Below are 12,322 nucleotides of genomic sequence, written 5' to 3'. Positions count from 1 at the left end.
TCGAACGATCGCGGGCCGGACGATCGCGGTGCGGACAACCGCGCCGCGCACATGGTGGTGTGCGGGGACGACGCTCTCGCGCACCGGCTGGCGGCCGAGTTGCGGGGCGTCTACAAGGAGCGGGTGACGCTGGTCGTACCGTCCGCCGAGCGGACCGCGCGGCCCCCGGTCGTGGGACGGGCCCGCGCCTCGACGCTGCTCGACCGCGTGTCGGCCGCCATGACCCGGGCGACGGGCAACGGCGTCACGGCCGCGGGCGGAAACGGCAGTGGCAGCGGCAGCGCCGGGAGCGGTTCCGAAGGGCCCCGCGCCGAACAGGTGCTGGAGGCCGCCGTCCTGACCGAGGCCGTGCTCGCCGAGGCCGGCGTCGAGCACGCCCACGCGCTGGCCCTCGTCCATGACGACGACGAGACCAACATCCGCGCGGCCCTCATGGCCCGTCGGCTCAGCCCGCGTCTGCGGCTGGTCATAAGGCTCTACAACCGCCGCCTCGGCCAGCACATCGAGGCCCTGCTCGACCAGGCGTCCGCCCTGGCCATGGCGGGGAGCGGGGAGTCCACGGACGCGCCCGCGCCCGGTCTCGTCGACGCCTCCACGACCGTACTCTCCGACGCGGACACCGCCGCGCCCGCGCTGGCCGCCACCGCCGTGGCCGGGACCAGCAAGGTCGTACAGACCGACGGGCTGATGCTGCGGGCCGTGGAACGGCAGCCGCCGGGGCCGGGGCAGGTCGCCGACCCCGGGCTGTGCACCCTGGCCCTGCTCTCGGCCACCACCAACGACCCGGCCGGCGCGGACGGTTCGGAGAGCAGCGGCGAACACGGGCCGCGGCTGCTGCCCGACGAGGCGTCCGTGGCCGCCGCGACCGGCCGCGGCACGATCGTCCTGGAGGCCGTGTCGTACTCCGGTCCCCCGCTGCCCGCCGGACGCGGTGTGCTGCCGGGCGGGATGTCCATCGGGCTGCCCCTCGGCAGACTGTTCTCGCGGCGGCTGCGCTGGTCATTCGCCGGTCTGGTGGCCTGTGTGGTCGCGCTCGCGGTCGCGTCCATGCTCGTCACGGGCGCCCATCCGCTGCACGCCACCTATCTGACCCTCCTCGACCTCTTCGCGATCAACGATCCCGCGCTGGACGACCCCCTCGGCCGCCAGATCCTCCAACTCCTCTCCGGACTCATCGGGTTGCTGCTGCTCCCCGTACTCCTCGCCGCCGTCCTGGAGGGTCTCGGTACGTTCCGCAGCGGGACGGCGCTGCGCAGGCCGCCCCGCGGGCTCTCCGGTCACGTCGTCCTCCTCGGGGTCGGCAAGATCGGTACGCGGGTCCTCGCGCGCCTTCGCGAACTCCACATCCCCGTGGTGTGCGTCGAGGCCGACCCCGAGGCGCGCGGGCTCGCGCTGGCGCGCCGGCTGCGCGTGCCCGTCGTACTCGGTGACGTCACCCAGGAGGGCGTCCTGGAAGCCGCCAAGATCCACCGGGCGCACGCCCTGCTCGCCCTGACGAGCGCCGACACCACGAACCTCGAAGCCGCCCTGTACGCACGGTCGGTGCGGCCCGATCTGCGGGTCGTCCTGCGCCTGTACGACGACGACTTCGCCACGGCCGTCTACCGCACCCTGCGTGCCACCCACCCGAACGCGCTCACCCGCAGCCGCAGCGTCTCCCATCTGGCCGCGCCCGCCTTCGCCGGAGCGATGATGGGCCGCCAGATCCTGGGGGCGATCCCCGTGGAACGCCGGGTGCTGCTCTTCGCGGCGCTGGACGTCGCGGGGCATCCGCATCTGGAGGGCCGGACCGTCGCCGAGGCGTTCCGTGCGGGGGCGTGGCGGGTGCTGGCCCTGGACACGGAGGTTCTGGACAGCGCGGGCCCGGGCGGACGCCGTCCCCGTCCGACGGCCGACCCTGCCCCGCCCGCGCCGAACAGCCCCGCGTCCCCGGCCCCGGTCCCGGCCCCGTCCGCGGCCTCGCCTTCGTCGGCTCCGGACCGCGACCGCCCCTCGGGCCTGGTCTGGGACCTGCCCCCGAACTACGTGCTCGGCGCCGGCGACCGCGTGGTCATCGCCGCCACCCGCCGGGGCCTCGCCGAACTGCTGGGCCGCGGCACCCGCGACCGGACGACCGGCGGCGCCCCCTGACTGGGCCCGCAGCCGGGCCCGTAGCCGGGCCCGTAGCCGGTCCGCATCTGGGCCCCGCAAGGGGCGCGGGGAACGGCGCGAGCAACCACGACGCACCCGCAGGTGCCCACCGTGCTGCCCGCGGCAATCACTTCTGAACTGCTCTGAACTGCTCTGAGCCGCTCCGAGCTGCTCCGAGCTGCTCCGAGCTGCTCTGAACTGCGGAGATTCAAGGTTCGGCCGAACCACCGCCCCCTCCGGCCGGAGAGTTATCCACAGGCTGAGGGGCCCGTCAGCACGATGTCGTCCTGTGCGTGCAATATGGGGCCATGACTGAGAGCAACGGGTCCATCCCGCACGAGGGAACCATGCCCGAATGGGAGAAGCGCTTCCGGGCGCCGCGGGTGTCCTTGCCGGACTGGGCGGAGGACGCCCCGCACCGGTCCCTGTTCGTCTCCAACGCGACGGGGACGTACGAGTTGTACGCGTGGGACCGTGCGACGGGCGCCCAGCGCCAGGTCACGGACCGGCCCAACGGGACGACGGACGGCGTGCTGTCGCCCGACGGCGAGTGGATCTGGTGGTTCGACGACAAGGACGGCGACGAGTTCGGCATCTGGCGCCGGCAGCCCTTCACCGCCGGGGCGGACGGTGAGGACGGGTCCGAAGGCCGGGGCGGACCGGCCGGCCCCGACGCACCCGCCGCTCCAGGGCTCGACCCCTCCTACCCCGCCGGGCTCGCGCTCGGGCGGGACGGGCGGACGGCGATCGTCGGCAGGTCGACCGACGAGGACGGTTCGACGATCTACGTCAGCCGCATCGGCGAGGACCCCGTCGAGGTCTACCGGCACCGCGAGTCGGCGGGAGTGGGCGACCTCTCGCACGACGGCACACTGATCGCGGTCGAGCACACCGAGCACGGTGACGCGATGCACTCCGCGCTGCGGGTGCTGCGGATGGACGGTTCGACGGTCTCCGAGCTGGACGACACCAAGGACGGCACGGCCGAGCTGGGCCTTGAGGTGCTGGGCTTCGCCCCGGTGGCCGGGGACACCCGGCTGCTCGTCGGACACCAGCGGCGCGGGCGCTGGGAGCCGATGGTGTGGGACGTGGTGTCCGGCGAGGAGACGGACCTGGAGCTGACCTCGCAGCTGGACGGCGACCTGAGCGCCGAGTGGTATCCGGACGGCTCCGCCCTGCTCGTCGTCAACAGCTTCGAGGCGCGCAGCGAGCTGTGGCGGTTCGACCTGGCGACCCGCGGGCTGGAGCGGGTGCCGACGCCCAAGGGCTCGGTGTCGGGCGCGACCGCCCGCCCCGACGGCAGCGTGGAGTATCTGTGGTCGTCCTCCGCGGAGGCGCCGGTGGTCCGCTCGACGTCCGGCGAGGTCGTCCTCGATCCGCCCGGTATGAAGGCCCCGCGATCGGTGCCCGTCGAGGACGTGTGGGTGACGGGTCCCGGCGGCCGCATCCACGCCCTGGTCCAGCGGCCGGCCGGAGCGAGCGGTCCCCTCCCGACCGTCTTCGACATCCACGGCGGCCCGACCTGGCACGACAGCGACTCGTTCGCGGCGGGCCCGGCGGCCTGGGTGGACCACGGGTACATGGTGATCCGGGTCAACTACCGGGGTTCCACGGGATACGGGCGGGAGTGGACGGACGCCCTCAAGCACCGGGTCGGCCTGATCGAGCTGGAGGACATCGAGGCCGTACGGGAATGGGCGGTCTCGTCCGGGTCCGCCGACCCGGACCGGCTGATCCTGACCGGCGGTTCATGGGGCGGCTACCTCACCCTCCTCGGGCTGGGTACGCAGCCCGAGGCGTGGGCGCTCGGTATCGCCGCGGTGCCGGTCGCGGACTATGTGACGGCCTACCACGACGAGATGGAGGCCCTGAAGGCGATGGACCGCACGCTGCTCGGCGGCACCCCGGAGGAGGTTCCGGAGCGCTTCGAGGCGTCGTCCCCGCTGACGTACGTCGACGCGGTGAAGGCACCGGTCTACATCTCCGCCGGGGTCAACGACCCGCGCTGCCCGATCCGTCAGGTGGAGAACTATGTGACCCGCCTGGCCTCGCGGGACGCGGACCACGAGGTGTACCGCTATGACGCGGGGCACGGTTCGCTGGTCGTGGACGAGCGGATCAAGCAGGTCCGGCTGGAACTGGACTTCGCGGAGCGGCACCTGGGCGGCTGACCGCGCCGGAGCCCTCGCGGGGAGGGCCGGGGCCGAGGCACCCCCCTCGGCCGTGCTCTCCGCGGGGGCCCCGTACCTTTGGGGTTGTGTACCGGTTCCTGCTGACGCCCCGCTGGTGGGGGATCAACGTCTTCGTGCTGTTGGCCATCCCCTTCTGCGTGTTCATGGGGTCATGGCAGTTGGGGCGTTTCGAGGACCGCGTCCAGGACCATCGCGACGCCGGCGAACAGGCCTCGGCGGCCAGGACGCAGGCTCCGCGGCCGCTCGCGCGGCTGCTGCCCGTGGACAAGAAGACGTCGGGCAAGCAGGCCACGGCGACGGGCCGGTACGGGAAACAGTTGCTCGTGCCCGGCCGGGAGCTGGACGACGAGCGGGGCTTCTACGTCCTGACGATGCTGCGCACCGACGACGGCAGGGCCCTGCCGGTGGTCCGGGGCTGGCTCGCCGGTGACGCCGACACCGCGAAGGCCCCGGCGGCTCCGGCCGGCGAGGTCACCGTGACCGGCGCGCTCCAGGCGTCGGAGACACCCGGGTCGAACGGCGTGCCCGCGGCCGGCGGGCTCCCCGCCGGACAGACCGGCGCGATCAGCTCGGCGTCCCTGGTGAACCTGGTGCCGTACAAGATGTACGACGCGTGGATCACGCTCGCCGAGGCCGACCCGGGGATGAAGGCCGTGCCCGCTGCCGCGCCCTCGGACACGGGCCTGGATCTGAAGGCCTTCCAGAACCTGGGGTACACCGGGGAGTGGTTCGTCTTCGCGGGCTTCGTGGTCTTCATGTGGTTCCGGCTGATGCGGCGCGAGGTGGAGTTCGCGCAGGACGCGGAGCTGGGTCTCGTGGAGGAGACTCCGGCGGAGACCGGCGCCACGAAGGTGTCGTCCACCTCGTCCGCCACTGCCTGACACGGCCCGGCGCCCCGGGCCCGAGCGGCTGGCTGCCCGGGCCCGTCGCGGTCAGGAACCGCCGCGATCAGGAACCGTCGTGGTCAGGAGCCGTCGCGGTCAGGAACCGGCCAGCACACCGGTCCGGTAGACCGTCCCGGCACACGCGTTGGACACGGTCGTCGCGGTCGCCGGTGCGCCGCCCTCGGCCGTGTAGGACACGCTGACGCTTCCGTCGACGGTCCCGTCGGCCCTCATGAGCTGCGTCTCCGCGCCGCTCGTGCCCTCCGAGGCCGTACCGCCGCTGTCCCCGGTGGGGTCCTCGGTGGGGGTCGGGTCGGGCGAGGGTTCCCCGCCGCCGTTGCCGCCGCTGGTCGGGCAGGTCGCCGAGGGCACCCAGGCGAACTTCACGTTGTACGTCCCGCCCGGCGGCAGCAGCAGGGAGGAGGCGTACGTGGACGGGTCGGGCAGCCCGGCGGCGGCGTCGCCCGCCATGTGCAGCACCGTCGAGAGCTGGGACTGGTCCGCGGCGCCCAGCGCGGTCGACGACACCGAGCCGCTGCCGACGACCGTACAGCTGGCGGTGGAGACGTTGGTGACGGTGAAGGTGCCGTAGACCGCGCCGGTGGCGTCGGGTGTGCCGCCCCCGGCAACGGCGGTGAGCTGCATCGATGTACAGGTCGGCGCGCTCGCGGTGGAGGCCGTGGGCTGGGTGCCGGCCGAGCCGCCGTCGCCGCCCTTGCCCTTGCTCGTGTCGTCCTTCTTGTCACCCTTGCCGGAGCCCTTGGACGAGCCCGAGGAATCGCCGGAGCCGCTTCCCGAGGAGGATTCCTTGCCCTCGTTCGCGCCGCCCTGGGTCGCCGAGGTGTTGCCCGCCATGGAGGGGTCGGCGTTGGAGCCCGTGGAGTTCGAGACGTGCACGAGGGCCGGGACCGCCGTGCCGATGAAGAGCGCGGCGGCGGCCATGCCGACGAGGGCCTGGCGCTTGCGTGCCCGCCGTGCCGGTACCGCGCGCCGCAGATGGTCCAGCGTGCCGTCGGTCGGCTCGATCTCCTCGACGGCCTGGTGCAGCAGCCGCCGCAGGGCCAGTTCGTCGGAGCCGAACACGTCCGGTCCGGACTCGTCGGCGTCTCCCGAGGAGCCCTTCGAGGACTGAGCGGACTGAGCGGACAAGGAGGAGAGGGCGGACAGCGGGGCCAGGGGCGAGACCTTGGTCGGTGCGTCGCCGGAAGCTTTCTCCGGCGCGCTGCCCGCGGCCTCGGTCTCAGTCTCGGCCTCGATCGGCTCGACCGGCTCGACCGGCTCGGTCGAGTGGGTCGGGTCGTCCGAGGAACCACCCGCCGAGCGGTCCGGCGAGGGGTCCGACGGGCGGCCTTCCGTATCCGTGCGGCCCGACTCCTCCGGGCCCGGGTTCTCCGAGGGGCCGTGATTCACAGTTCCGTTCCCAGCGTGCTGCTCTTGCTCGTCGTCGTCGCCGTGGCGACCGTGCTCGTCGTGGCGTGCTCGCTCGTCGTGGCCGCTCATGCCGGCTCCTCCATGGCGATACGCAGCGCGGCGATGCCGCGCGACCCGTACGCCTTCACGGAGCCCAGGGAGACACCGAGGGTCTCGGCGACCTGCGCCTCGGTCATGTCCGCGAAGTACCGCAGGACGAGGACCTCGCGCTGGCGTCTCTGGAGCCCCTTCATCGCCTTGATCAGGGCGTCGCGCTCCAACTGGTCGTACGCGCCCTCCTCCGCGCTCGCCATGTCGGGCATCGGCTTGGAGAGGAGCTTCAGGCCGAGGATGCGCCGGCGCAGGGCGGAGCGCGAGAGGTTGACGACGGTCTGGCGCAGATAGGCGAGCGTCTTCTCCGGGTCGCGCACGCGCTTGCGCGCCGAGTGCACCCGGATGAAAGCTTCCTGGACGACGTCCTCGCAGGACGCGGTGTCGTCGAGGAGGAGCGCCGCGAGGCCGAGGAGCGACCTGTAGTGGGCGCGGTAGGTCTCGGTGAGATGGTCGACGGTCGTGCCGGCCGCCAGTGCCTCGTCAGCGCCTTCACGCTGATTCGGGATGCGGGCCGACCGCGCTGCGGGCATGGGGGCGATCACCGGCATGCCGCCGCCGGACGCGCCGGACGTGCGGGGTCGGCGGGGCGGACGGAGGGCAGTGCCCCGCGTCGCCACAGTGAATTCGAGAACCTCAGCCACGCCAGTTGGACACGCGTCCCCCCGCCGGGGTTGTACGCGACAGGCATCACGTTTGTGTAGGACCTCGTGCCGGACCGTGCGCTAAGTGTCCTCATACGTAAAAGCCCATCCCCTATGCCCCATATGAACGTGGCGTCCGGTCACCCCTGAAGGGCGACCGCAAAGACGCGCCCCGCCCTCCGCGCGGTTGCGGAGAACGGGGAGAAAAATCTTCGAACGCCAGAGGCTTGGCTTCAGTGGTCCGGACCACAGCTTCGAACCCGATCGAACCACAGAAGTCGCACAGATCCTACAAAAGATTCAACTAACGACCTGCGGATTTCCCGTTCCGGGCCGGTCCGGGAGGCTCCCGTCGCAGGTCACAGCTCCGCGGCCACCAGTTCCGCGATCTGAGCGGTGTTCAGGGCCGCGCCCTTGCGCAGGTTGTCCCCGCAGACGAAGAGCTCCAGCGCCGTCGGGTCGTCGAGGGCCCGGCGCACCCGCCCGACCCAGGTGGGGTCCGTACCGACCACGTCGGCCGGCGTCGGGAACTCCCCCGCCTCCGGATTGTCGAAGAGCACCACCCCGGGTGCCGTGGCGATGATCTCCCGCGCCCTGCCCACCGTCACCTCGCCCTGGAAACGGGCGTGGACGGTCAGCGAGTGCGTGGTGACGACCGGCACACGGACACAGGTGACGGCGACGGGAAGGTTCGGCAGGCCGAGGATCTTGCGGGACTCGTCCCGCACCTTCATCTCCTCCGAGGACCAGCCGTCCTCGCGCACACTCCCGGCCCACGGCACCACGTTGAGCGCCACCGGCTCCGGGAACGGCCCGGTGTTGTCCCCCACGGCCCGCCGTACGTCACCGGGGGTCGTCCCCAGTTCCGTACCGGCGACGAGCTTCAGCTGCTGCCGCAGCGTGTCGACCCCGCGCTGCCCGGCCCCGCTCACCGCCTGGTACGAGGAGACCACCAGCTCGCGCAGCCCGAACTCGGCGTGCAGCGCGCCCAGGGCCACGATCATCGACAGGGTCGTGCAGTTGGGGTTGGCGACGATGCCGCGCGGCCGGACGCGGGCGGCGTGCGGATTGACCTCGGGCACCACGAGCGGCACCTCGGGGTCCATCCGGAACGCGCCCGAGTTGTCGACCACGACGGCGCCCTTGGCGGCGGCCACCGGCGCCCAGTGCCCGGCCACCTCGTCGGGTACGTCGAACATGGCGACGTCGACCCCGTCGAAGGCCTCCTCCGTCAGGGCCACCACCTCGACCTGCTCGCCGCGCACGGCCAGCTTGCGGCCGGCCGAGCGCGGTGAGGCGATCAGGCGGATCTCGCCCCAGATGTCCGCGTGCTGGGACAGGATCTGGAGCATGACCGTGCCGACGGCTCCGGTCGCGCCCACGACCGCGAGCGTCGGCCGCCCGGTCATCGTCGTACGCCTCCGTACGGGGGGACGGTCATCGTCCGGTGCCTCCGTAGACGACGGCCTCGTCGCTGTCGGAGTCGAGCCCGAAGGCGGTGTGCACGGCGCGCACGGCCTCGTTGACGTCGTCCTGGCGGGTCACGACCGAGATGCGGATCTCGGAGGTCGAGATCAGCTCGATGTTGACGCCCGCGTCGGACAGCGCCTGGAAGAACGAGGCGGTGACGCCCGGGTTGGTCTTCATCCCCGCGCCGACCAGGGAGATCTTGCCGATCTGGTCGTCGTAGCGCAGCGACTCGAAGCCGATCGCGCCCTTCGCCTTCTCCAGGGCCTCGATGGCCTTGTGGCCCTCGGCCTTGGGGAGGGTGAAGGAGATGTCCGTGAGGCCCGTGGAGGCCGCGGACACGTTCTGCACGATCATGTCGATGTTGATCTCGGCGTCCGCGATCGTCCGGAAGATCACCGCGGCCTCGCCCGGCTTGTCCGGGACGCCGACGACCGTGATCTTGGCTTCGGAGATGTCGTGCGCGACTCCGGAGATGATGGCGTGCTCCACCTGCGCGTCCCCTTGCGGATTCTCGTTGCTGACCCAGGTGCCGCGCAGTCCCGAGAAGGACGAGCGGACGTGGATCGGGATGTTGTATCGGCGTGCGTACTCGACGCAGCGGTGCAGCAGCACCTTGGAGCCCGAGGCGGCGAGCTCCAGCATGTCCTCGGAGGAGATCCAGTCGATCTTCCGGGCCTTCTTCACCACCCGCGGGTCGGCGGTGAACACACCGTCGACGTCCGTGTAGATCTCGCAGACCTCGGCGTCGAGGGCGGCGGCGAGGGCGACGGCCGTGGTGTCGGACCCGCCGCGCCCCAGCGTGGTGATGTCCTTCTTGTCCTGGCTGACGCCCTGGAACCCGGCGACGATCGCGATGTTGCCCTCGTCGAGCGCCGTCCTGATACGGCCCGGCGTGACATCGATGATGCGCGCTTTGTTGTGGACGGAGTCGGTGATCACGCCTGCCTGACTGCCGGTGAAGCTCTGGGCCTCGTGGCCCAGGTTCTTGATCGCCATGGCCAGCAGGGCCATCGAGATCCGCTCTCCCGCTGTCAGCAGCATGTCGAACTCACGTCCGGCAGGGATCGGGGATACCTGCTCGGCGAGATCGATCAGCTCGTCCGTCGTGTCACCCATCGCCGACACCACGACGACGACCTGGTGGCCGTCCTTCTTGGCGTCGACGATTCGCTTGGCGACACGCTTGATGCCCTCGGCATCGGCTACGGAGGAACCTCCGTACTTCTGCACGACAAGGCCCACGTGCGCTCCTCGCTCAGTCCGTCTCGTACCGCACGACTGCGGTCGGCTCAGTCTAACGAGCGGCCGAATTCCACCCGAGTGATATCGCATCGTGAGATGTCCCGCTCACGTGTTGATCACCCGGTCCGGGTGGGTCCGGTCGTACGGTCGGCCGATCGGTCGGCTCCCGCAGTCCGGCCCTCCGGCCGCTCCAGGACCGCATCTGCCCGTCCCGGACGCACCTCACTCGCAAAGTGCCCCTAGTCACACGGCCGGCGCGATATGTCCGCGCGGAAAAGGGGCACGGCGTGAGTGTGGGGCGGGCCCGGAGTCGATGACTCCGGGCCCGCCCCACACCCGTTCCCGCGACCTCGCGTCACTTGACCTCGCGCAGACCCAGCGGGCCCGCGATCTCCTCCGCCATCACCCGGCCCGCCTCCTCCGCGAGGGCGTCCTCGCTGAGGTCCTGGTCGGTGTCCAGGCCGTCCAGCTCCTGCAGGGGCTGGTTCAGCCGGACGTGCGCCACCAGGGACTGCAGGGCGCGCAGGGTGGCCGAGGCCGTGGAGCCCCAGTTCGAGAAGTACGAGAACTGCCACCACCACATGGCCTCGGTGGTGCGGCCGGCCCGGTAGTGGGCCATGCCGTGCCGCAGGTCCGCCATGACGTCGGCCAGATCGTCCGAGATACGGGCCGGGACCGGGGGCTTGCGGGGCTCGTACGGGTCGAAGACCTCGGAGTAGACGTCGACCGGGTCGAGCATCTCGGCGAGGCGCTCGCGCAGCTCGTCGACGTCCGGCTCGGGGCCCAGATCGGGCTCGTACCGCTCGTCGGGAAGGATGTCCTCGTGCGCGCCGAGACGGCCGCCGGCCAGCAGGAGCTGGGAGACCTCCAGGAGCAGGAAGGGGACGGCCGAGTCCGGCTCGTCGCCTCTCGCGACCTCGGGCACCGCGACGAGGAAACTCTCGATCTGATCCGCGATCTGGACCGAGAAGTCGTCGGGGTCGGGATCGGTCGCGTGCAGCGTGGCGTCAGACATCTAGAAGCCGGCCTTCCTCAAGAACTTCGTCCGTACATCAACCAGTCGTTCAGACATCCAGCAGCCGCCTTCCCTCGAAGGCGCGTCCCAGGGTGACCTCGTCGGCGTACTCCAGGTCGCCGCCCACCGGCAGCCCGCTGGCGAGGCGGGTCACCTTGAGGCCCATGGGCTTGATCATGCGGGCGAGATAGGTGGCCGTGGCCTCGCCCTCCAGGTTCGGGTCGGTGGCCAGGATCAGCTCCGTGACCGCGCCGTCGGCGAGCCGCGCCAGCAGCTCCCTGATGCGCAGGTCGTCCGGGCCCACACCCTCGATCGGGCTGATCGCACCGCCGAGCACGTGGTACTTGCCCCGGAACTCGCGGGTCCGCTCGACGGCGACCACGTCCTTCGGCTCCTCGACCACGCAGATGACCGAGAGGTCGCGGCGCGGGTCGCGGCAGATGTTGCACAGCTCCTCCTGCGCCACGTTCCCGCAGGTGGCGCAGAAGCGGACCTTCGCCTTGACCTCCATGAGGCACTGCGCGAGACGGCGCACGTCCGTCGGCTCCGCCTGGAGGATGTGGAAGGCGATCCGCTGCGCGCTCTTGGGACCGACGCCGGGCAGCCGCCCCAGCTCGTCGATGAGGTCCTGGACCACGCCTTCGTACACGGATTGCCTTCCTGTTCCCACGGACTCTCGGTACGTACCGTAGTCGCGCTTGCTCTCTTCGTACGTACGGTAGTTGGCGGTCGGCCTTCTTAGAAGGGACCGCCGGGTTGACTTAGAACGGCAGGCCGGGGATGCCGCTGCCGCCGCCGAGCCCCTGTGCGAGCGGGCCGAGCTTCTGCTGCTGGAGCGCCTGGGCGTTCTCGTTGGCCGCCTGGACCGCCGCGACGATCAGATCGGCGAGGGTCTCGGTGTCCTCGGGGTCGACGGCCTTCGGGTCGATGACCAGGCCGCGCAGTTCGCCCGAGCCCGTCACCGTCGCCTTCACCAGGCCGCCGCCCGCCTGACCGTCGACCTCGGTGCGCGCCAGCTCCTCCTGGGCGTTCGCGAGGTCCTGCTGCATCTTCTGGGCCTGCTGGAGCAGCTGCTGCATATTGGGCTGGCCACCACCGGGAATCACGATCAGCTCCTGGTTCGTACGGCTGTGAGTACTGCGGTGAGTACTGGCTTCGGATACGGCTTTCCGGCGTGAATTCCGCCTTGGCACGAGCCTACGTGGTCCACCGGGCCGTCGCCCC

Annotated in this window: 10 protein-coding genes; 3 read left to right on the top strand and 7 right to left on the bottom strand. The window is 71.4% G+C overall.

Annotated features, from left to right (window positions below; all coding sequences use genetic code 11):
* Window positions 1-51 precede the first annotated feature (51 nt).
* The 3 genes from J8N05_RS07835 (at window position 52) to J8N05_RS07825 (ending at window position 5,203) form a co-directional block, all read left to right on the top strand.
* On the top strand, window positions 52-2,130 hold the full coding sequence (locus J8N05_RS07835) for a potassium channel family protein (protein WP_210890061.1): 2,079 nt from the start codon (window positions 52-54) through the stop codon (window positions 2,128-2,130).
* A 308-nt stretch (window positions 2,131-2,438) separates the two neighbouring features.
* On the top strand, window positions 2,439-4,301 hold the full coding sequence (locus tag J8N05_RS07830; protein WP_210881725.1) for a S9 family peptidase: 1,863 nt from the start codon (window positions 2,439-2,441) through the stop codon (window positions 4,299-4,301).
* An 86-nt stretch (window positions 4,302-4,387) separates the two neighbouring features.
* Window positions 4,388-5,203: an SURF1 family protein gene (locus J8N05_RS07825; RefSeq protein WP_210881724.1), complete on the top strand. Its 816-nt coding sequence runs from the start codon at window positions 4,388-4,390 to the stop codon at window positions 5,201-5,203.
* A 99-nt stretch (window positions 5,204-5,302) separates the two neighbouring features.
* Here the strand turns inward: J8N05_RS07825 and J8N05_RS07820 are convergent, their stop codons facing one another.
* The 7 genes from J8N05_RS07820 to J8N05_RS07790 all read right to left on the bottom strand — a co-directional run bounded on the left by J8N05_RS07820 (window position 5,303) and on the right by J8N05_RS07790 (window position 12,204).
* On the bottom strand, window positions 5,303-6,706 hold the full coding sequence (locus J8N05_RS07820) for a hypothetical protein (protein WP_210881723.1): 1,404 nt from the start codon (window positions 6,704-6,706) through the stop codon (window positions 5,303-5,305).
* On the bottom strand, window positions 6,703-7,278 hold the full coding sequence (locus J8N05_RS07815) for a SigE family RNA polymerase sigma factor (protein ID WP_210881722.1): 576 nt from the start codon (window positions 7,276-7,278) through the stop codon (window positions 6,703-6,705). Before J8N05_RS07815 ends, J8N05_RS07820 begins: the two co-directional genes overlap by 4 nt.
* Before the next feature lie 452 nt (window positions 7,279-7,730).
* Window positions 7,731-8,780 (bottom strand): aspartate-semialdehyde dehydrogenase, encoded by a 1,050-nt coding sequence (locus tag J8N05_RS07810; protein WP_210881721.1) that lies wholly within the window; start codon window positions 8,778-8,780, stop codon window positions 7,731-7,733.
* 28 nt (window positions 8,781-8,808) lie between these two features.
* Entirely contained in the window at window positions 8,809-10,083 is a 1,275-nt protein-coding gene (locus J8N05_RS07805) for an aspartate kinase (RefSeq protein ID WP_210881720.1), read from the bottom strand.
* Window positions 10,084-10,438: 355 nt separating this feature from the next.
* Complete coding sequence (locus J8N05_RS07800; protein WP_210881719.1) at window positions 10,439-11,098, bottom strand: DUF5063 domain-containing protein; 660 nt, start codon at window positions 11,096-11,098, stop codon at window positions 10,439-10,441.
* 49 nt (window positions 11,099-11,147) lie between these two features.
* Window positions 11,148-11,747 carry a recombination mediator RecR gene (gene recR, locus J8N05_RS07795; protein ID WP_107018120.1) on the bottom strand — a complete coding sequence of 200 codons (600 nt, stop codon included), beginning with the start codon at window positions 11,745-11,747 and terminating at the stop codon, window positions 11,148-11,150.
* Window positions 11,748-11,859: 112 nt separating this feature from the next.
* On the bottom strand, window positions 11,860-12,204 hold the full coding sequence (locus J8N05_RS07790) for a YbaB/EbfC family nucleoid-associated protein (RefSeq protein ID WP_107018119.1): 345 nt from the start codon (window positions 12,202-12,204) through the stop codon (window positions 11,860-11,862).
* Window positions 12,205-12,322 lie beyond the last annotated feature (118 nt).

Origin of the sequence: Streptomyces liliiviolaceus, assembly GCF_018070025.1 — a bacterium.
Classification (GTDB): Bacteria; Actinomycetota; Actinomycetes; order Streptomycetales; family Streptomycetaceae; genus Streptomyces; species Streptomyces liliiviolaceus.
This window is presented reverse-complemented; position numbering and strand designations above follow the sequence as displayed.